Raw genomic sequence first — 20960 nt, forward strand, 5'->3', positions numbered from 1 at the left:
ACGTATGCAATTATCTAGTAGCACCCCAAGCAACACGCCTGTCCACACCTTAGTCATCGGTGCAGGTAGCTGGGGCACCGCACTAGCCATTGCCGCCGCACAGACGGGACCGGTACTGCTCTGGTCTCGTCATGCGGAGCAAGCTGAACACATCAATCAGCAAGCTTATAACCCCTCCTATCTACAAGACATCCGGTTACCGGCGTCGCTCCAAGCCACTGCCGATAAAAATACGGCCATTGCTTTTTTACAGCAGGGAATCGGGGCTAATACCTCAGGTTCCGCCTTAATTATTTTTGCTTTGCCCGTCAAGGCAATGCGCCAAGGTATTCAAAGCTGGTTGCCTTTATTCAAAGAGGCTAGCCTTGAGCATGTACCTTATGTTTGGACCTGCAAGGGCTTTGAGGAAGACTCTGCCTTGCTGCCGCACGAAGTGATTGCCGCTGTCGCACCCGACTCTACGCAGCCTAACGGCGTTTTATCAGGTCCCACCTTTGCTAAGGAAGTAGCCCAAGGCCTACCCGTTGCGATGACGGTTGCCAGTCAAGACCGAATCGTGGGTGAGCGGGTGATACAGGCTCTCCACCATAAGCAAACGCGTGTGTATTACAGTAACGATATTATCGGCGTTGAGGTTGGTGGTGCTATGAAAAATGTCATAGCCCTCGCCTGTGGTATCAGCGACGGCTTAGCCCTAGGCAATAATGCGCGCGCTGCACTGATCACCCGCGGTCTCTATGAAATTCGACGTCTTGGTTTAGCCATGGGCGGTCAAGCGGAGACCTTTGCTGGCTTAACCGGATTAGGTGATCTCGTACTCACGGCGACAGGTGATTTATCACGTAATCGCCAAGTAGGTCTAGCCCTGGCAAAGGGGCAACGTTTGGATGAGATTCTAGCCACTGGTTTAACTGCTGAAGGCGTGCGTTGTGCGCGTGCTGCGCTCGCTCGCGCCAACAGTCTCGGCATCGAAATGCCGATCACTGAGGTAGTCTGCGATATTCTCTTTGATGATCTAAACTCGCTAGAAAGCGTAGCTAAGCTACTCGCCCGTGAAGTTAAGGCAGAAGAGATTTCAACACTGCCCTAACATGGGCGCCAACTGCCAGCATACATAGACAAGCGCTACTTTCTACCAATTGAGCTGATAGCAATATGCGCCACACCGTCACTGTGCAAGCTAGCGCCACGCCAGGCATGACCATTAATCAGCTCAAAGCTCAGATGAATTAAACCATCGTCCTTACGTTGTTGCTCTAAGGCCTGATGCAAACGAGCTAAGGCCGCACGGCTAAGCAATCCGGGCTGTCTACCAATACTAGGATTACCACCCAAAGCACGCACATCGGCTAACAGCTTTTGCGGCGTTTTATAGGTCAGTGTAATCATTTGCTGATCCATGACCGGATCGATAAAGCCACTTTCCATCAGCATATCACCAAAATCATGCATATCCACAAAGGCCATGGTACGGGTCTGCCAGCCCGCCACCTCCAGCGCTTGGCGCAGCTCCAGCAATGTCGCTGGACCGAAACAAGAAAACATTAATAAACCATTAACCTCTAATAGTCGGTACCACTCCTTAAATACCGCCGGTGGATTGGCATGCCAATGAAGTGCCAAATTAGACCAGATAAAATCAAAGCGATTTGGCTCTAAACCACTGGCTGCCAAATCTGCCTCAACAAAGTCCACTAAGCCTGAGGGCACAAACGATTCAGCTGCATTAGCACCTAAAGCAGCCACCCTAGCCAACAACTTTTTAAAGCCTCTAACGCTCTGTTGCTTAGGCATAAAGCGCGCTTTGGCAGCTTCCAAAAATAGGGCTTGATTATCTAAACCGGTGAATTTCGCCTCGGGATAGCGCTTTTGTAAAGCCTCTATCCCATGCCCTAGGCCACAACCCGCATCTAATACTGCCGTAGGCTGCTGCTTAATATACTGCAAACGATCCAGCATCCTCGCTGCCACCTCATCAAGTAAAAAACGCGCCGGTTCAAGCAACTGGCGACGCGCAAATTGCTGTTGTACATGCTGATGATTAATCGCTAAAACGGCTGGGGACTGAGTAGAAGACATAACAAAACTATCTGTAGCGGACAAATTAATCCTATCATACTCTAGCCACCGCAGATGATGTTAAAACGACAAGAAGCCATCGGCTTTTGGCGATGTTTACCCATCTCATGGAGGAGGATGCTATGCGACATCTGAGTGATATTATGACAGCTCAGCTACGGCGACCCAGCGCAGTGTTTAAAAATATTATTCCTTATATTGGTGGGCGTTGCCCTCTGTGTCAGGAGCTCTGCCTTGCTGGCAGCTTTTGTGCCGCATGTAGTGAGGATATTTTGACCGCCAGTGACAGCCATCAGCATCATTGTCCACGCTGTCATCTTGCGCTTAGGGGCTTAGACTATTGTGAGGCTTGCTATTTATTGAAACCGCGCTATGACAAACTGAGCATTGCCTTTGACTATGTGCAACCCATGAAGTCCTTAGTTTTACGCTATAAAAACTCTGGTCAATTGGCTTTGGCTAAGCCATTTGCCAAGCTTTTACAAGCACGCTTACAGCGGCAAGGCATTACTATCCCACCGGCAACTTTATGTATCCCCCTTCCCGCCAGTAATCAATCCCTTAAAAAAAGGGGTTATAATCCTGCATCAGAAATTGCCAAGGAACTTGCTAGGCTAAATGCATGGCGCATTGACCACCACAGCCTACATCGAGCGCAAGGGCATCACTCTATTGAGCAAAAAGCCTTAGACAGTGTGGGACGACGGCTCAATGTACGTGATCTGTATTATTGTTCAGCACGCCTTGAGGTGCCCTTGGTGATTTTAGTGGACGACATCATGACCAGTGGCGCCACCCTGGATAGTGCGAGCCAAGCTTTAAAAGCCGCCGGCGTTAAGCGGGTGCATGCGATAGTCTTGGCACGTGCTAGTTATTAGTATTTTAAATTCAAATTATTGTGTTTCATATTATCCTTGTTTGCCCCGAAATCCCCGCTAACACCGGCAATATTATCCGGCTAACAGCAAATACCGGCTGCACCTTACACCTCGTCAAGCCCTTTAGTTTTGAGCTCGACGACAAGCGCCTAAAGCGTGCGGGTTTAGATTATCACGAGTGGGCGGAGTTAAAGACACACGATAGTTTAGCGGAAGCCATTGGCACCACCGGTGCCGCCAAGGATCGCTGTTTTGCCCTGTCGAGTAAGGGGCAGCGCAACTTGGGGCAAATCAGCTTTCAGGATGGCGATTGCTTTATTTTCGGTCGTGAAACCGCTGGTTTAAAGCCCGCTGAGTGGGACCTTATCGGCAGAGAGCAATCCATCCGCTTACCCATGGTGAACACCAGTCGCAGCCTTAACTTGGCCAATAGTGTGGCCATTACCGTGTATGAGGCTTGGCGCCAGATAGGCTTCGTGGGCGGTATTTAACAGCAACAGCGCAAGCTTCAAGCGACACTTAGCCCGCCCCTAAGAGCCGTTAGCGCCGCCAGAAATGTGGCGTAAAAATCACAAAAGCGGTTAATAATTCCAAACGGCCCACCAGCATCGCCGCACTACTCACCCACAGCTGAAAATCATTAAAGTGGGCATAGTTACTCATTGGTCCAACCGAACCGATAGCCGGACCAATATTGGCTACCAAGGCCACAGCAGCACTGGAAGCCGAAATAGGGTCGGCGCCACCTAAGGCCAAAAGCGCAAAGACCACCATCAAGGTCATCATATAGAGCGCAAGAAATGTCATCACTGATAACAGCACCGAATCGGACACGACGGTTGTTTTAAAACGCACCGGAAACAGCCCGTGCGGATGCAGGAGCTTTAACATTTCCACCCGAATCCGTCGAAAAACTAATAAGATGCGAATTAACTTGATGCCCCCACCCGTCGAGCCGCCGGACGAAGCAAACGAACCCAGCGCTAACATATACACCGGTATCACAAAGGGCCAAGTCAGATAGTCAACATTCGCAAAACCGGTGGTGGTGGCAACAGACACTGTATTAAAAATACCGTAACGTAGCGCTTCAAACCAGGTAGCATAGTTACCATTAAAATAAAGTATGGCACTGATAATCAAGCCACTACCCAATACCAGCTTGAGAAATGGTAGGGCCTCAGGACAATAAGCATACAAGCGTAGGCTGCGGTTACGTAAGACCTTAAAGTGGGTGGCAAAGTTAATCCCAGCAAACAGCATAAAGACCACGGCCACCGCATCCACAGCGACATTATCAATGCTTTGAAAGCTAGCATTAAAGCTAGAAAAACCGCCCAAGGCCATGGTCGAAGCCGCATGACACCAGGCGTCAAACCAGTTTAAGCCGGCAACTCGATAGGCAATCAGGCAAAGCACCGAAGCCACAAAATAGATACCATATAGCGTTTTAGCCGTGCTCGCAATCCGTGGCGTCAAACGCTCATCCTTAAGCGGCCCGGGCATTTCACTCATCATCACCTCACGTCCACCGACATTAAAGAGCGGCAAGATCGCAACGGCTAATAATAAAATCCCCATGCCACCAAACCATAACAGGGAGTGACGCCAGATATTAACCGAGATAGGCAGTCGCTCAACCTCATTAATCACCGAGGCACCGGTAGTGGTTAGACCGGATACGCCTTCAAAAACCGCCTTGGCAATACCAAAATCCTCTTGCAAGAGCTGTTCAGCAAAATAAATCGGCAATGAACCGATAAAGGCCAAGCAGATCCAAGATAAAAAGACCACCAAAATCCCTTCACGCCGGCGTAAGGCACCACGAAAGGGAAAGCACAGTACGGTCAACAACAAACCAAACACAAAAGCACCCACTGCTGGCATCACAAAATAGCGGGCGGCTCCGTCATCAATCAGAATCGACAACACAAATGGGAAAACTAAGGTCAGTGAAAAAGCCATCACGACCATGCCTAATTTATGTAGAGAATTTAGGGTGTGATACATAAAAATTCGCCTACGTCTTCCTATTCCTTTGCAACTGCATCATGCGTGTGCTTACAGCACTAGCGCCGAGACTTGGAAGAGCTTATTGACTTGTTCCATGGTGCGCGGATCGCTTGCATACATAATCACATGATCCTCGTGATTGATGGTTGTGGTAGGCACTGGGATAATCACTCGACCCTCTCGCACAATAGCCGCTACGACAGCGTTTTTAGGCCAACGAATTTCGCCCACGGTGCGGCCCACCAGTTTAGAATTCGACGAGTCGCCCAAGACCTTAAACTCCACCGCCTCAGAGCGCCCTTGGCGTAAGCGGTGTCCGCGCTCAACCGACCCCTGCTTTAAATCACGCATTAAGGCACTAATCGTGGTCCAAATGGGTGATACGGCAATATCAATCGCACTACCGCGAATCAATTCACCGTACGATTGACGGGAAATTAAGGTGAGCACCTTTTCAGCACCGAGACGCTTGGCTAATAAGGAGGCCATGATATTATCCTCATCGGCATTAGTCACTGCCAAAAAAGCATCCATATCCATCACATGCTCATCTAATAACAAGGTCTCATCGGTGCTGTTGCCATGCAGCACGATCACATTTTCTGGCAAGCTACGCGCTAGCTCATGACAACGCTCTTCATTCATCTCAATGATGCGCACATTATAATCGTCATTAGCCAAGAGGCGGGCCAAGCGCTCGCCAATATTACCACCACCGGCAATCATAATATTTCGGACCCGATGCATCCGCTTATGTAATTGCTTAATGGCTTTACGCGCCTCCGCCGTATCCACCGCCAAGACTACCTCGTCATGACGCTCCAAACTGAAGGTACGCTCCAATGGCAATGTCTTTTCCTGCCGGATAACTTCTAGAATACGACCATTGGAGTCCGGCAAATTTAAGTGGTTTTCATTAACCTGCAACTTAAGAAATTGGCTTTTACCACCAACTTTTAAGGTTAATAATGACACTAAGCCATGCGCAAAGTCGACAATTTCCAAGACCTCGGGAAACTCGACTAAGTGAAAGAGATAGTCGGTGATACTTCGTTCGGGGTTAATGATGTGATCCACACCGAACTTTTCTTTGGCAAATTCAAGATGCGTATGATAGTAATGAGTGCGGATGCGAGCAATTCGGCGCGGTATATTAAACACCTCGCGTCCCAAATAACACGCCATCAAGTTAACCGCATCAGAAGCTGAGCAGGCTACCAGTAGGTCAGCGTCATGTGCACCAGCCTCCTCTAGCACTTGCGGTGAACTGGCATCACCATAAACCGTGCGTAAATCAAAGCGCTCCTGCAGCTCGCTCAGGCGCTCACGGTTAATATCCACCACGGTAACGTCGTCTTTGCCACTGACCAAATTTTGCGCCAAGCTGCAACCGACACGGCCCACACCCACAATAAGAATTTTCATAATTAGGCTCTAATCAGCTCGTCATGCGATAACAGGGCGATAACAGAACCGCTATCGCAGGACAGACAGGACTAGTTACCGCTATTGCGCTTACGTGATGTATCGATCCCCAACTGACGCAATTTACGATACAAATGGGTACGCTCCAGACCCGTACTTTCGGAAATGCGGGTCATACTACCATTTTCCTGTACCAAATGATACTCAAAATAAGCACGCTCAAACTCATCTCGTGCTTCGCGCAATGGCAAATCTAAAGAAATGCGTCCCAACATACCTGAACTAATATGATCGTCGGGAGCTATCGCCACTGCTGCCACCGCCGGCGCTGCTGCAGTCGACGGTGTAGCCGGGCTACCACTATCGGCCTGTGGCGCCTCGGTCGTCGTGGCTGCCGGCGCTGCCGGCGCTTCTTTGCGGATCACCGGGCGCGACAAGCAGGACTGTACCGTCTTAAGCAGCTTTTGCATGGTGATAGGCTTTTCTAAAAAGTCCACTGCACCAATACGCGTGGCTTCTACCGCCGTATCAATCGTGGCATGACCACTCATCATCACCACCGGCATATCGAGTAAGCCCTGAGCGCCCCACTCCTTGAGTAAGCTCACCCCATCCGTATCCGGCATCCAGATATCTAATAACACCAAATCTGGGCGATAACGCAAACGCGCAGCGCGAGCTTCGGATGCATTTTCCGCTAGCTCTACCGTGTGACCCTCATCATACAGGATCTCAGACAGTAGCTCGCGAATACCAATTTCATCGTCGACCACCAGAATTTTGGCCATATAAAAATACCTCAACTTTTTTCTGAACCAATCAAGTGCACAAGCATGTGACGACTTATCGATAGGTCCTAGATTGTTGTAAAAATGTGATTAATCTAATTATAACAACGCTTTGTTACTTTTTTCCTAGCGGAGCGAGTCGAGTCAACAAAATTGATATACGAGCGCCACCACTTTTAGCATTCGCTATCTCGATCTTGCCATGATGCTCCTCAATGATTTTACGCACAATCGCCAAACCCAGACCGCTACCAGTTTTTTTCGTGGTGACATAGGGCTCAAAGACATTTTGTAACACATGCTCAGGAAAGCCTGTACCCCTATCTTCAATTATAATACGCACCATATCTTGCTTTTGCTTACTCAGCTGCTCCGACGCCAAGTACTTCGTGCTGATTTTAATACCGGGCTCATCCCCTACTAGCTCCAAGCCTTCCATCGCATCACGGGCATTGGCGAGTAAATTATTCAGAACTTGTCGTAATTGGCTTTGATCGGCCTCAACCAAGGGCAGCTGATCATCCAGACACAGCGCGAGTTGGCGCGACAAAGGCTCTTCTTTGTGCTTTTGCTCCGGATCCCACCCATAGAGTACGGCCACATCTAAAATCAGCGCATTAATATCGACCGCAGTAAACACGGCTGGTGGCGTCCGCGCATAATCACGGAAGTCATTGACCATGTTTTTCAATGAGGTGACTTGATTGATAATGGTATTGGTTGAGCGAAGCAACATGGCCGCATCTTTTTCATCCAGCTTATCCTCTAACTTCATCGCTAAGCGTTCAGCTGAGAGCTGAATCGGGGTGAGCGGATTCTTGATCTCATGTGCCAAACGCCGTGCCACTTCGCCCCAAGCCACGGTGCGACTAGCCGACATCACTTCAGAAATATCATCAAACACCACCAAATAACCCGTGAAATGATTATCTACCATCAAACGTGTACCACGCATTAATAAGGTGGTGATGCGATGCTGATCCAAACTCTCAGTGGAGGTATTGACCTCATCAAAGTTTAATTCAATCTGCTCTTGCCAATAGTCACGCTCCGACTCGACCGCTGCGTGCTTAGCAAAGGCGTTGCGAATGGCTTTGGTAAATTCATTTAAGCCCTTAATAAACTCCAAAGGGCGCCCCTGCGCAGCGCGTAGCTCCGTACGTAAAATATCACCAGCGCCTCGGTTAACCGTGCTCACATTAAAACGTGTATCAAAAACAATCACGCCAGTACTGAGACTGGCCATCACATTTTCTAAATACACATTGGACTTTTCCAATTGCTGACGATTCGACTCCACCTGACGACGCGCTTCATCCAGTTGATAGGTCATCACATTAAAGGAGCGGGTCAACTGAGAAATCTCATCACGTAATTTAGGCTCGGGTAAAGGTCTATAGTCACCCGCCGCCACGGCTTGCGTCCCCTCTGCTAGTGTTAATAAGGGTCGCACCACACGTCTAGCCAAGCTTAATGCGGCAGCTAACGAAGCTAATACCGTCATCACCAAAGCTAAGGTTAAGGTAATGGTAAATAAACGCCGTAAACTGCTGCGCGATAAAGACAACTCCTCGTAATCACGTATCCCCTGCTGCACCTCATTCATATTAAAGGTGACATTATCCGGAATGGCACGGGTGATTTGTAGCCAATACCCCTCTGCAGGCGTGGCACTAAAGTTTAAACTGTCATACCGCAATTGCTTGGCAACGACTGGCACAATGACCCGAATACGATACAGCGGCTGTTCTGGATCGGAATTCGGCATCAGCTCCGCTTGGGCATAGCTATTTGATAGACGCAGCTGATTCATCAAGGCAGCCGAAGGTAGCTCCGGCAACAAACTACCAAATCCGGAACCAGCAAAAGCAATCACACGATTACCCGATGCACCAGAAAACACGAGGGCATCAGTGATCACTGGATTAGCCTCACGCTGACGAGCGAGGCTCAACGCCATATCAGAGTCATTTAAACCACTTAGTTCCAAAGACATTAGCCGAGCACGGGTCGCTAAATCCTGCACATAGCCATTCATCGTGGCGCGACCCAAGGATAAACCGGAGTCTAAAGCACTATCCACTTTTACGTTAAACCACGATTCCACTGACTTTGCCATAAATTGCACGGAAATAATGTAAATCAACACCCCCGGCACCACCGCCATTAAGGCAAAAACAAAGGCAAAACGACTGGTTAAACGGGCACCAAACTGCTTTCTGCGAATTTGTCGAATCAAACGTACCATTAAGATGCTGACCCACAACACCATAATCAGCGTCAACACACCGTTTAACATCAACAATAAATCGAATTGTCGCGTCAATCCCGACACATTATCCGTCGCTCGAAACAGCATAAACAACAAGGTAATCAGGCTTAACACGCCCAACACCAAGCCTAGTTTCAAAAGCCAACTGATTAAGCGCTGGATTTTTAGATGGATGGTTGAAATAGTAAGCTTTGCCATTCTGATGAAAGTGACCAAACACTGCGGAAATTAAATAAATTAAACTGAAAAGCACCAGGTAATTGGGTCGTATCTAGGTGCAGTCGCAACCTGGCCGTATAAACCTTATCCCGTGCTAAAGGCGCATCCAAGCTCAGAGTCCAGGTCTTGTTGCTACTAATATGCTCTAGCGAATCTTCGAGTGAGATTTCCTGATACGTACGCTGATTGTCTTTAACACTCCACTGCCTTAGCAAGGGTTGATAGTTAATTAACCACGCTTGCGATTGATAAGCGACTTTTTTCTTAAAAAAATACCAATAAGGCTCGCTAATCTCAATCTCATAGACAAAGTTTAGCGGCACACCACGTAAGGCAGCATTCACCAACTCTGGGTCTGGCTGTAGCGCTAAATCGGCTTTCAACCGCAACTGCGGGCCGTCTTGTCCTATCTCATAAGCCAGTACCTCAATCGCCTCAACCGTCGCGCCTGAGCTACTCGCCCCGGCCTCATCCTCCTCTGTGGGCTGCGTCGTTTGCGAGCAAGCCGCCACCGCAATACATAGTAGCAGTAGCAGCCGCCACCTCAGCTTAAAGAATAATTGCTTAGCTTGCTTCATCATCCGGAAAATCACTGCTAGCGCCAGTCTTTAGTCAGACTTCCTAAAAAGCGCATAAAAGAAACCGTCATGCTTTACTATGCCATGTTCGTCAGGCAATGCCAATAGCTGCCCCAAGGCTGGCAATCGCTGCGCCCCCGGCAAATGCTTTGCTAAATAAGTAGCTTGCAACTCACCCTCTTCAGGAAAAATGGAGCAGGTAATATACAGTAAATGTCCGCCCGCTTTAAGCGTACTCCAGAGGGCCGACACAATACCTCGCTGCAATGCGGCGGTTTTGTGAACATCCTCAGGACGACGTAGCCACTTGATATCCGGATGACGTCGCACAATGCCAGCCGCCGTGCAAGGCACATCCGCCATAATCACATCAAAGGGCTTGCCGTCATACCAACGATCGAGAGCCGCCGCATCAGCTGCTACGGTACGAATTTGATAGTGCGGATTATCCGCATGATCGGCTTTGAGCAATTTTAAGCGCGCCAAATTCTCATGCACTTGTGCCAAACGTCGCGCATCCACATCCAAGATACTCATATCCAGATCATAATGCTCAAGCATATGTGCGGTTTTACCGCCAGGCGCTGCACAGGCATCTAGCACCCGCATCCCATCTTTTAATGGCAACATTTTAATGGCCTGCTGGGCCGCCAAGTCCTGTACTGAAAAATGGCCTTCGGCATAGCCGGGTATTTGCGGCACAGGGATTGCTTGCTCCAGCATCAGCGCATCCTCATCTAGCTGCTCAGTGCGTATACCTGCCGCTGCCAACTTCGCTTGAAATTGCGCTAAGCTCACTTGACGCCGATTAACCCTGAGGCATAAAGCAGCTGGCTGATTGGCTGCCTGTAAAAGCGCCGCATAGTCCTGAGGATAGGCTTTAGCTAGGGCATCAATCCACCAAGCAGGAAAGTTATAACGCACCTCCACCTGCTGCATCACCTGCGCTACTAAACTCGCCGATTCGCGTTGATAACGTCTTAGGCAGGCATTTAGCAGACCCTTAAAAGGGGCGGTTTTACGATGCAGCGTAGCGGCTTTGACCGCCTGATTCACCAAGGTAAAGGCCTCATATACCGGATAGTCGCTCGCCTGGGGCTCATCCTGCGCCAACTCAGCAAAATCCTCAGCACTTAAGAGTGTCAGTGAAAGCGCTAACAAGGATTTAAACAAGGGGTTCGGCGCTTTTTTACTTAGCAACTGCTCACTTAGGGCTAGGCCACGATGCCAGTGCCTTAACGCAAAAAAACTAAGTGCCTGCACACCGGCTCGATGATGCTCATCCACCGCAGGTAATAAACGGGACAGGGACTGACCTTGCATCACCTGATGGATGACTGTGGCAGTTTCAGCAAGCAGCTCGGATAAAGGGATTTGTGACATAGTTAAGGGTGTGAGAAATTCAGCCTCTAGTTTACTCTGTAAAATGCTAAAATCAGCTTCATCAGTCAAAAATTCAATTCTTTATTCAATAAATTAGCATTAATTATGAACTCTCCAAAAGTCGGCTTTGTCAGCTTAGGCTGTCCTAAAGCCTTGGTAGATTCTGAGCGTATTCTGACGCAATTACGCTTAGAGGGTTATGAAATCTCGCCCACCTATGAGGGCGCTGATGTGGTCGTGGTCAATACTTGCGGCTTTATCGACAGTGCCAAAGCAGAGTCCTTGGACGCGATTGGTGAGGCCTTGGCAGAAAATGGCCGAGTGATTGTAACCGGTTGCATGGGGGTGGAGGAAGATACGATTCGCCAAGTCCATCCGAGCGTCCTATCGGTTACCGGCCCTCAACAATATGAAGAAGTGGTGCGCGCGGTACATGAAGCAGCGCCACCGATGATTGAGCATGACCCCTTTGTGGATTTAGTGCCACCTCAAGGCATTCGTCTAACACCGCGTCACTATGCCTATCTCAAAATCTCCGAGGGCTGTAATCACTCCTGTGCCTTCTGTATTATCCCCTCCATGCGTGGCCGCTTGGTCAGCCGCCCCATCGGCGATGTGATGGATGAGGCCAAACGCTTGGCTAATGCTGGTGTCAAAGAGATTTTAGTGATTTCTCAGGACACCAGTGCCTATGGTGTGGATGTCAAGTATCGCACCGATTTCTGGCAGGGGCGACCCATCAAAACTCAAATGACAGCGCTGTGCGAGGCCTTAAGTGAGTTAGGCCTGTGGGTGCGCTTACACTATGTTTACCCCTACCCTAATGTGGATGATGTGATTCCATTGATGGCTGAGGGCAAGATCCTGCCCTACTTAGATATTCCGTTTCAGCATGCCAGCCCCAAAATCCTCCGTGCCATGAAACGACCGGCCTTTGAGGATCGCACCCTCGCCCGTATTCATCAGTGGCGTGAGCAATGCCCGGATATCACCATTCGCTCCACCTTTATTGTGGGCTTCCCTGGTGAGACCGAGGAGGACTTCCAGTATTTACTTGACTGGCTAACTGAAGCCCAACTCGATCGTGTGGGCTGCTTTAAGTATTCAGCGGTTGAGGGTGCACCAGCAAATGAACTCGCCGATCCGGTACCCGAGGAGGTGAAGCAAGAGCGCTGGGAGCGCTTTATGGCCCATCAACAAGCCATTTCTGCCGCCAAATTACAAAAGAAAATCGGTACCACCATCGAGGTGCTCATTGATGAATTAAATGAGCATGGTATTGCCATCGGTCGTTCCGCAGCAGATGCGCCGGAAATTGACGGCGTGTTGTATGTGGATAGTCCCTATGAGCTGGCACCCGGCGATATCGTCAAGTGCGTCGTGACCGATGCCGATGCCTATGATTTATTTGCTGATACCGTTGAGGAAGCCTAAACAAACCACGCCTTGAGTAGCAGTTTTGGCAGGTGAAGCAAAGGGGCGGACGCTTAAACCGCCCGCTCGACCCTGCCATAACCTATTAATTGCGCCAGCCCTGAATAAATTGCTCAGCCGTCTGGCGTCGACCGCCTGCTCGTTGCAGCTCAGTTAAGCGGAGCGCACCTTGACCACACGCCACATCCACCCCCTCTGCTGAGCGCGCCAAAATCGTACCCGGCGCAAGCTCATGTGCTGTCTCAAGCAGCTCAGCCGACCATACCTTCACCGGCTCATCAAAACCCGCTAAATTAACACGCGCACCCGGCACCGGTGTAAAGGCACGAATCCGGCGCTCCAACACCATCGCCGACTCAGCCCAGTCTAATAAGGCCTCTTCCTTTGTCAGCTTAGCAGCATAGGTCACGCCCTCTTTCGCCTGCACGCTAGGCTCAAAGGCCGCATCGCCCTCGGCAGCTAATTTAGTTAACACCTCCACGATGGCCTCAGCACCTAGGCTTGCTAAGGCATCATGCAATTGAGCCGCATTCATACGCCCAATCTTAAGCTGCTTTTCTAATAGCACGGGCCCCGTATCCAAACCGGCTTCCATTTGCATAATCCCGATGCCACTATACTCATCACCCGCTTCGATAGCGCGCTGAATCGGTGCGGCACCACGCCAACGCGGCAATAAACTAGCATGAATATTTAAGCAACCATAAGGTGCTAAATCCAAGGTCCACTGTGGCAGAATCAAGCCATAAGCAGCCACCACGATCACATCTGGTTGCACCGCTTGCAATGCCTCCTTGGCTGCCACCGCCTCTTCAGGGTGCTTACCATCTAAACGCAGGCTCAGCGGCTGTATCAGCTCTGCGCCACGCACCAAGGCCTCCTGCTTCACCGCACTGGGACTTAACTTCATCCCTCGCCCCGCACGCCGATCCGGCTGCGTCATCACGAGAGGAACATCAAAACCTGCATCAGCTATTGCCGCATAAGCTAAGCGTGCAAACTCCGGGGTACCGGCAAATACTACTTTCATCGACTCTTCCTAGCGCATTGTGCGACTTAAGGCTGATCCGGCCAAGGCTGAAATAATTAATAAAAAGCTAATGCCCATACCCTCTTGAAAATGCTCTGGATCATCTGAGGCAAACACCAGCACACCGATATCAGAACGTTCGTCATCTAAAGGCAAAATCGCCACAGAGGCTGGCGTACGCTCAAACCAAGCATTCATCTCCTCAGGATAACTACGACCACAATAGGGCTGCTCCATTTGCTGCACATAGGCTATCAACTCCTGTGATGCGCCATCAAATTGTGACTGAATCTGCTCCGGGCAAGGCCATAGCTTAATGGCTACCTTTAAACCGGGGAAGCAATGCTCTAAACTATCAATACAGAGTTGAGGTAAATAGGTGGCATCATTTTCAGCCAACATATACACACACCATTGCAACAGCGACTGGCTAATGTCCTGATTTTCCATGGCGTATAACGACAATTCTTTTAAATGAAAATCCTGCTTTTTTAATTTACTGCGCAAATCCGCAAGCTGGCGTTGCGCCAATGACAAGGTGCCGCCACCCGTCTCATCATCGATCGTCATTGACAAAAAAACATCCGCATGATCTTTAAAAAAACTAGGATTTTGTTGTAAAAAATCAGCCACTTCTTGTGCTGTAAATGCGGTCTTGTCCGTCATCTCTAAACCTCTAAACATTGAAATTCACTATGCGCTAACAATTCGTGAAACTAAATTAGCCTCAAGCATCATACTACCAAGACAAAAGGAATACTTAAAGTCAGCGCTCTAAATTTAAACTAAGAAATTAGAAAATGCGGTTGTGTCACCCGTCCAAAGTTGAGCCTAGTAATGGAATCAAAAAAAAACCGACGGCCCCTCAACAGAAGAACCGCCGGATCAACGACATCAGTCTTTAAAAACTACTTTAAGGCGTCTAATAAGGTATCGGCATTTTTCTTAATCATGCCAAGATAGCTAGCACCCTCACCCTCTTTTTCTAAGGCATCGGCCACCAAGGTGCCACCGACCTTCACACCCGCATCATGTGCCACTTGCTCGATTAAGCGATTATTGGTGGTGTTTTCAAAAAACACAGCCCTAACCCCTTCCTGCTTAAGGCGTTTAGAAACGGCTGCCACTTGTGCCGCAGATGGCTCACCCCCACTAACACCGGTAACAGGGATTTGCGTCAAGTCATAAGCTTCAGCAAAATAAGCAAAGGCCTCATGATTCGTGCCAAAGCGACGTTGTTCCTTAGTTAAGGCAGCAAAGGCTTTTTTAATCTCGGCATCAAGCTGCTTGATTTGAGCCAGGTATTGCTCAGCATTGGCCTCGTAGCTAGTGGCATTCGCTGGATCAGCTTTTTTCAATGCGTTCAGAATATTATCTACGTAAATCACGGCATTTTGAGGATTTTGCCATGCGTGCGGATCCCATTCGCCATGGTTATGCCCATCATGCTCGTGATGATCGTGCTCGTGCTCATGATGATGGTCGTCTTCATGCGCATGATCGTGATCGTGTTCATGATCGTGCTTATGATCATGTTCGTGTTCGTGAACGTGCTTATGATCATGTTCGTGTTCGTGATCGTGGTCATGATCGTGATGAATATCATCGAACTTAAGTGGCTTAATCCCCTCACTCACCACCACAGTCTCACCCTTAAAGCCTGACGATTGCTTTAAGCGCTCAGCCCAAGGCTCCAGCTCAAGACCATTAATAAATAGCAACTTTGCGCCCTCTGCAGGCGTTAATTTTTTGACATCACTTGGCTTAGGCTCAAAATGATGCAAATCAACATCATGACCAGCTAAATTGCTAACCACAACGTGTTCACCACCCACATTTTTTACTAAATCACCAATAATACTAAAACTACTGACTACCTTGAGCTGCTCAGCCTGAGCCACAGACCAGTGACCAAAGCTGGCAACGGAGGCGGCCGCTAGCACTGTTAAAATACGCGATAACTTCATATCATCTCCATGTGTTTATAATGGCTGTTTTGAAAAAACTTAGGCTTGATAACGCTTGCGCACACTACCATAAGGACCGAATAGCATGGCCAATACCGTCACAATGCCATTAATTAAAATGATGATGGCTGATGTTGGCAAATCATAAGCATAGGAAATCACTAAACCGACATACTGACAAAACACCCCGACAAGCGGCGCTATAATCAGCTGGAAGCCGAGCGTTCGACCCAAAAAGCGGGCTGTGATAGCAGGTAAAATCACGACGCCCACCACCATCAAAGTACCCAAAATCTGAAATCCTGCAACCAGATTCACTACCAGCAGCACAATAAAAACACTAAACACCCACGAGCGTCTACCCAACTCCACCCTTAAAAACACGGGATCAAAACAATCCAACACTAAGGGTCTATAGATCAAGGCCAAAATCAAAATCGAGACGCTACTGACGCACATCGTGGTGAATAAAGACTCATCACTGATGGACAAAATCGAACCAAAAAGCACATGCATCAGATCCACATTCGTGCCGCGCACGGAAATCAGAAAAACGCCAAGCCCCAAGGAAATTAAATAAAAGGCAGCAAAACTGGCATCCTCTTTTAGACTGGTATGACGGGAAATAAAACCCGCCATTAAGGCCACCACAAATCCAGTGATCAAGCCCCCCAGCAACATCGCTAGCATCGAATTACCGGCCCAGAAAAAGCCCAAAGCAACGCCCGGCAAAATAGCATGCGTCATTGCATCACTAACCAGACTTAAGCGTCTCAAAATCAGAAAAATTCCTAGTGGTGCGGCAATCATGGATAAAAAGATGGCCCCAAACAAGGCGCGCCGCATAAAGGCAAATTCAACAAAGGGCTGTACTAATAACTCATACATCGTCGCCCCCTATCCTATCGCACGACATCGACGTTGTGCGGTACGCATATTAGCCGTGGTAAAGGTCTCTGCGGTCGGCCCCCAAGCCACAACACCACGCCCGATCACTAAGGTTTCCGGGACAATGCGCTGCACCAATTCCTCATCGTGCAAAACAATCAATAAGGTGCGACCGTCACGATGCCATTGCTGCAAAATAGGAATGAGCCCCTCTTGCGTTTCTTCATCAACCGCAGCAAAGGGCTCATCTAAAATAATCAATTGCGCATCACGCACTAATAATCGGGCAAACAAGGCTCGTTGCAACTGCCCACCGGATAAACTACCAATCAAATCCTGCGCCTGCTCTACCAAGCCGACTTGGACTAAAGCCTGCATAATCTGCTGACGTTGCGCCGAAGATAAGGATCGAAAGGGGCCTAAATGACGCCATACGCCCATGCTGACTAAGTCAAAGGTGGTCATGGGAAAATCACGATCCAACTCGCTTTGTTGCGGCAACAGTGCGATATTACGTTTGAATTCTGGTGCCAACAGAATCTCACCCGACTTAGGTGCTAGCTGACCGGTCAGGGCCTTAATTAAGGTGGATTTGCCTGCACCATTAGGTCCTACAATAGCAGTAAACGAGCCTCTTTTAAAGCCGCCACTAATCTCCTTTAGAATGGTCTGATTACCCCATGCTAAAGTGACATTATTCAGGCGCAAGACATCACTGCTCATAAAACCCTATAAGCTTAAAACAATAACTCAGAATCACAAGAAAATACATGCCGCAAGATCTCGGCGGCATAAAGACTAAAACAGACGGGTCAAATCCCAACCCATCGCTACAAATACCACGATCCAAAGCAAAAGTAACACCAAGAACACAGCTGAGGTCCGCTTTAATGCTGACATGGTCAAGCATGAGCGGCAACGACAACCGATATCATGGACTTGCTGGCTGGTAAAAACGCTGTCAGAACTGTTCATATCAACATCTAAGGAGTTGGACTGTTATAATATAATGTATTATACATAGATTTTGTTTGATTTGTTATATTATAACTAGAACGACTATTTATCAATCCATTCATCTTCGATTTTGGATAGGCACAAGGCAATGATTCAGACTAAAGCTGTTTTACCTCTTGACGACTTTCTTCATCAAGCAGAGACCATTTGCCAATCTCGGGGTAAGCGCTTAACAGCGATTCGTAAGCAGGTATTAGCGCTGATCGTCAGTGATGAGCGTTGTATGAAGGCCTATGAGATTCTTGATCTGATGGTCAAGGACTTCCCTAGCGCCAAGCCTGCTACGGTTTACCGTGCCTTGGAGTTTCTTGAAGCCGAGGGCTTTATTCATCGTTTAGATGCGCTTAACGGCTGGACAGCCTGTAATGACATTGAGTTGCACGGACATGATCATAACTTACTGATCGTCTGTACTGATTGTGGCTTAGTATCCGAAGTGGATGTACCGGATGTTAGCCACAAATTACAAGCCTTAATTACGCAAACCGGTTTTGTGCAAAAAAGCGCCCAAACTGAGATTCGTGCCATTTGCAAAAAGTGTAGCCAGCAAAGCGCTTAAACTCCCAGCCGCTGCCCACCCATGAGGCCTAGCCTAGCGCCGGGACACACACTTATGGCAAGATTATTACAATTGCTTAAGTATTTTTATCCCCATTCAGCCTATTTTATTTGCTATATCTCTAAAGCTGTGCTGTAATCTTCTATTAATTTTTGATTTAATTAGAAGAATTGTATGGCTGTTACTGAAAAGCAAGCTGAGCAAATGCTGCCCGTGACCATTCTTACCGGGTTTTTAGGCGCCGGCAAAACCACATTACTTAAACGCATATTAAGTGAGTTTCACGGTCAACGTATTGCCGTGATTGAAAATGAGTTCGGCCCCGAAAGCATTGATAATGAGCTCTTAGTGCAGGAAAGCGATGAGCAGATTATTGAGCTCAATAACGGCTGCATTTGTTGCACCGTTCGCGGCGATTTATTGCGCACGCTGACAGATTTACGCCATAAACGAGAAAGGGGCGAGCTACAGTTTGACCGCGTGATCATTGAAACCACCGGCATGGCTAATCCTGGTCCTGTTTGTCAGACATTTTTTATGGATGACGTGGTGGCCGAATACTACCGTTTAGACGGAGTCATTACGATTGTTGACGCCAAGCACGGGATGGATATTCTTGATCGTCAGAACGAGGCCCAAGCACAAGTCGGTTTTGCCGATCGCATTTTAATCTCTAAAAAAGACCTGGTGACTGAGGATGAGTATGAGCGCTTACGTCAGCGTCTGATTAAAATGAACCCGCGTGTCAATATCACGGCGGTGCATTTCGGTGAGACTGATTTAAATGAATTACTGGATATGAAGGGTTTTAACCTAGACTCGGCGCTAGACATTGACCCCGACTTCCTCAAAGCAGAAGATGAGGCTCACCATCACCACCATGATCATGAATGCGATGAGCATTGCGAGCATGACCATCATCACCATCATCAAGATGATATCGGTGCCTTTGTCTTTAGCTCCGAACAACCCTTTGACCCCTATAAACTGGATGATTTTCTTGGGGGGTTGGTACAGTTTTACGGTCCTGACATGTACCGCTATAAAGGCATTTTATTTTTCAAAGGTGTCCGTCAGCGTATGTTACTCCAAGGCGTACATATGTTATTGGGCACCGAGCCTGGCAAAGCTTGGGGCAAAGAAAAGCCATATAATAAATTGGTTTTTATCGGCAAGAATCTTCCTAAGGATGTATTTCTAGCTGGCCTCAAGAATTGTTTGACTAAGTAATGATGTATGATTGACTATTAGCTGGGAGAATAGCGTAATGGCCAAAGCAAGTAAGCAAACACCTGAAAAATTAGAAGAGTTAGCCGCTACCTTAACAGAGGAGCAGTTATTAGCGATGCCTGAAGAGGATTATATGAATGATCTGCAACTGGCCTTTTTCAAACATCGCTTAAAAGCTTTAGAAAAAGAAATTCTCGATAATGCTAACCAAACCACGGATAATCTACGTGAGACGCAGTACGTACCGGATCCTGCCGACCGCGCTACCATTGAGGAAGAGCATGCGCTGGAACTGCGCACACGGGATCGTGAGCGTAAGCTCCTCAAAAAGGTACAGCAATCGCTTGCTTCAATTGATGAGGGTGATTACGGTTGGTGCGAAGAAACCGGTGAGCCTATCGGTATCCCTCGTTTACTGGCGCGTCCGACCGCTAATTTATCTTTAGAGGCCCAAGAGCGTCGTGAAAAGCGTCAAAAGCAATTCGGTGATTAATTGCTGCACACTTAATTAAGTTGCGCCCTATTCACAGCAACCGAGCTCAAGCTGCCCGTATCATTCGTGTGATACGGGCTTTTTTATTTTGGCATTCGCTCTTGAAAAATCAACAAAGCACTCCATCTAGCCATGACCCTTTATGAAAAATCAAAAAGACATTATGGAACAATTTCACGCTACAACAATTATCTGTGTCCGCCGCGGCAATGAAGTCGCTATTGGTGGTGACGGTCAAGTCACCCTCGGCAATATTGTGATGAAGGGCTCGGCCCGCAAAATCCGCAAATTGCATAATGACACGGTGCTCGCAGGCTTTGCTGGTGCCACAGCGGATGCTTTTACCCTGATTGAGCGCTTTGAAGCCAAACTCATTAAGCATTCCGGTCACTTAATGCGTGCTGCGGTCGAGCTTACTCGCGACTGGCGCACCGATCGTATGCTACGCCGTCTGGAGGCGATGCTGATCGTTGCGGATAAGGAGCACACGCTCGTCTTAACAGGTAATGGCGATGTATTGGAACCAGAACACAGTCTTGCCGCCATTGGCTCCGGTGGTGCGTATGCCCAATCGGCTGGTCTGGCACTATTACATAACACCGATCTAGCCCCTGCCGAGATTGTTAAAAAATCGCTAGAAATCGCTGGCGACCTATGTATTTATACCAATCAAAATCACGTGATTGAAACTCTTTAATCTTAAATCG

General features: G+C 48.4%; 21 protein-coding genes. 8 read left to right on the forward strand and 13 right to left on the reverse strand.

Annotated elements, in window-relative coordinates; translation table 11 throughout:
• Nucleotides 1-4: 4 nt before the first annotated feature.
• Nucleotides 5-1090, forward strand: coding sequence for an NAD(P)H-dependent glycerol-3-phosphate dehydrogenase (locus HMPREF3179_RS01250; RefSeq protein ID WP_070469375.1), 1086 nt, complete (start codon nucleotides 5-7; stop codon nucleotides 1088-1090).
• Nucleotides 1091-1125: 35 nt separating this feature from the next.
• On the opposite strand, the gene HMPREF3179_RS01255 is transcribed toward HMPREF3179_RS01250, so the two are convergent.
• Nucleotides 1126-2079, reverse strand: a complete 954-nt coding sequence (locus HMPREF3179_RS01255; protein WP_048766839.1) for a methyltransferase domain-containing protein — start codon at nucleotides 2077-2079, stop codon at nucleotides 1126-1128.
• Between the two features lie 92 nt (nucleotides 2080-2171).
• On the opposite strand from HMPREF3179_RS01255, the gene HMPREF3179_RS01260 reads away from it, so the two are divergent.
• Together HMPREF3179_RS01260 and HMPREF3179_RS01265 are read left to right on the forward strand one after the other, a co-directional pair.
• Nucleotides 2172-2957: a ComF family protein gene (locus HMPREF3179_RS01260; protein WP_246824322.1), complete on the forward strand. Its 786-nt coding sequence runs from the start codon at nucleotides 2172-2174 to the stop codon at nucleotides 2955-2957.
• A 20-nt stretch (nucleotides 2958-2977) separates the two neighbouring features.
• Entirely contained in the window at nucleotides 2978-3448 is a 471-nt protein-coding gene (locus HMPREF3179_RS01265; RefSeq protein ID WP_036558846.1) for a tRNA (cytidine(34)-2'-O)-methyltransferase, read from the forward strand.
• 49 nt (nucleotides 3449-3497) lie between these two features.
• On the opposite strand, the gene HMPREF3179_RS01270 is transcribed toward HMPREF3179_RS01265, so the two are convergent.
• From HMPREF3179_RS01270 to rsmB, 6 genes are all read right to left on the reverse strand, one after another.
• Entirely contained in the window at nucleotides 3498-4967 is a 1470-nt protein-coding gene (locus HMPREF3179_RS01270; protein ID WP_018026898.1) for a TrkH family potassium uptake protein, read from the reverse strand.
• A 51-nt stretch (nucleotides 4968-5018) separates the two neighbouring features.
• Nucleotides 5019-6395, reverse strand: coding sequence for a Trk system potassium transporter TrkA (gene trkA / locus HMPREF3179_RS01275; RefSeq protein WP_036558852.1), 1377 nt, complete (start codon nucleotides 6393-6395; stop codon nucleotides 5019-5021).
• 71 nt (nucleotides 6396-6466) lie between these two features.
• Complete coding sequence (locus HMPREF3179_RS01280; protein ID WP_070469379.1) at nucleotides 6467-7183, reverse strand: response regulator; 717 nt, start codon at nucleotides 7181-7183, stop codon at nucleotides 6467-6469.
• A gap of 115 nt (nucleotides 7184-7298) precedes the next feature.
• Nucleotides 7299-9605 (reverse strand): sensor histidine kinase, encoded by a 2307-nt coding sequence (locus HMPREF3179_RS01285; RefSeq protein WP_168160344.1) that lies wholly within the window; start codon nucleotides 9603-9605, stop codon nucleotides 7299-7301.
• Nucleotides 9606-9619: 14 nt separating this feature from the next.
• On the reverse strand, nucleotides 9620-10255 hold the full coding sequence (locus tag HMPREF3179_RS01290) for a DUF4390 domain-containing protein (protein ID WP_070469383.1): 636 nt from the start codon (nucleotides 10253-10255) through the stop codon (nucleotides 9620-9622).
• Nucleotides 10256-10282: 27 nt separating this feature from the next.
• A complete protein-coding gene (rsmB, locus tag HMPREF3179_RS01295; protein WP_141743412.1) occupies nucleotides 10283-11704 on the reverse strand; it encodes a 16S rRNA (cytosine(967)-C(5))-methyltransferase RsmB in 1422 nt (473 codons plus the stop codon).
• A 36-nt stretch (nucleotides 11705-11740) separates the two neighbouring features.
• Between rsmB and rimO the strand changes: the two genes are divergently transcribed.
• On the forward strand, nucleotides 11741-13069 hold the full coding sequence (gene rimO, locus HMPREF3179_RS01300) for a 30S ribosomal protein S12 methylthiotransferase RimO (RefSeq protein WP_070469385.1): 1329 nt from the start codon (nucleotides 11741-11743) through the stop codon (nucleotides 13067-13069).
• An 85-nt stretch (nucleotides 13070-13154) separates the two neighbouring features.
• Here rimO and fmt read toward each other — a convergent pair whose 3' ends face one another.
• From fmt to HMPREF3179_RS12185, 6 genes are all read right to left on the reverse strand, one after another.
• Nucleotides 13155-14099 carry a methionyl-tRNA formyltransferase gene (gene fmt / locus HMPREF3179_RS01305; RefSeq protein WP_070469387.1) on the reverse strand — a complete coding sequence of 315 codons (945 nt, stop codon included), beginning with the start codon at nucleotides 14097-14099 and terminating at the stop codon, nucleotides 13155-13157.
• A gap of 9 nt (nucleotides 14100-14108) precedes the next feature.
• The gene (locus HMPREF3179_RS01310; RefSeq protein ID WP_246824324.1) at nucleotides 14109-14783 is read right to left on the reverse strand and encodes a DUF484 family protein; all 675 of its coding nucleotides are present in this window, start codon (nucleotides 14781-14783) and stop codon (nucleotides 14109-14111) included.
• A 224-nt stretch (nucleotides 14784-15007) separates the two neighbouring features.
• The gene (locus HMPREF3179_RS01315; RefSeq protein WP_070469388.1) at nucleotides 15008-16066 is read right to left on the reverse strand and encodes a metal ABC transporter solute-binding protein, Zn/Mn family; all 1059 of its coding nucleotides are present in this window, start codon (nucleotides 16064-16066) and stop codon (nucleotides 15008-15010) included.
• Between the two features lie 39 nt (nucleotides 16067-16105).
• Nucleotides 16106-16954: a metal ABC transporter permease gene (locus tag HMPREF3179_RS01320; protein WP_018026908.1), complete on the reverse strand. Its 849-nt coding sequence runs from the start codon at nucleotides 16952-16954 to the stop codon at nucleotides 16106-16108.
• A 9-nt stretch (nucleotides 16955-16963) separates the two neighbouring features.
• On the reverse strand, nucleotides 16964-17677 hold the full coding sequence (locus HMPREF3179_RS01325; RefSeq protein ID WP_070469390.1) for a metal ABC transporter ATP-binding protein: 714 nt from the start codon (nucleotides 17675-17677) through the stop codon (nucleotides 16964-16966).
• 75 nt (nucleotides 17678-17752) lie between these two features.
• Complete coding sequence (locus HMPREF3179_RS12185; protein ID WP_168160341.1) at nucleotides 17753-17929, reverse strand: hypothetical protein; 177 nt, start codon at nucleotides 17927-17929, stop codon at nucleotides 17753-17755.
• A 130-nt stretch (nucleotides 17930-18059) separates the two neighbouring features.
• Here HMPREF3179_RS12185 and HMPREF3179_RS01330 point away from each other — a divergent pair, with 130 nt between their 5' ends.
• The 4 genes from HMPREF3179_RS01330 to hslV all read left to right on the forward strand — a co-directional run bounded on the left by HMPREF3179_RS01330 (nucleotide 18060) and on the right by hslV (nucleotide 20950).
• Nucleotides 18060-18530 (forward strand): Fur family transcriptional regulator, encoded by a 471-nt coding sequence (locus HMPREF3179_RS01330; protein ID WP_070469392.1) that lies wholly within the window; start codon nucleotides 18060-18062, stop codon nucleotides 18528-18530.
• A 174-nt stretch (nucleotides 18531-18704) separates the two neighbouring features.
• A complete protein-coding gene (locus tag HMPREF3179_RS01335; protein WP_048766822.1) occupies nucleotides 18705-19760 on the forward strand; it encodes a CobW family GTP-binding protein in 1056 nt (351 codons plus the stop codon).
• A gap of 37 nt (nucleotides 19761-19797) precedes the next feature.
• Complete coding sequence (dksA, locus tag HMPREF3179_RS01340; protein ID WP_070469394.1) at nucleotides 19798-20253, forward strand: RNA polymerase-binding protein DksA; 456 nt, start codon at nucleotides 19798-19800, stop codon at nucleotides 20251-20253.
• Between the two features lie 163 nt (nucleotides 20254-20416).
• Complete coding sequence (gene hslV, locus HMPREF3179_RS01345) at nucleotides 20417-20950, forward strand: ATP-dependent protease subunit HslV (protein WP_026156891.1); 534 nt, start codon at nucleotides 20417-20419, stop codon at nucleotides 20948-20950.
• The last annotated feature ends 10 nt before the right edge of the window (nucleotides 20951-20960 follow it).

Source organism: Oligella sp. HMSC09E12 (assembly GCF_001808505.1).
Taxonomy (GTDB): domain Bacteria; phylum Pseudomonadota; class Gammaproteobacteria; order Burkholderiales; family Burkholderiaceae_B; genus Oligella; species Oligella urethralis.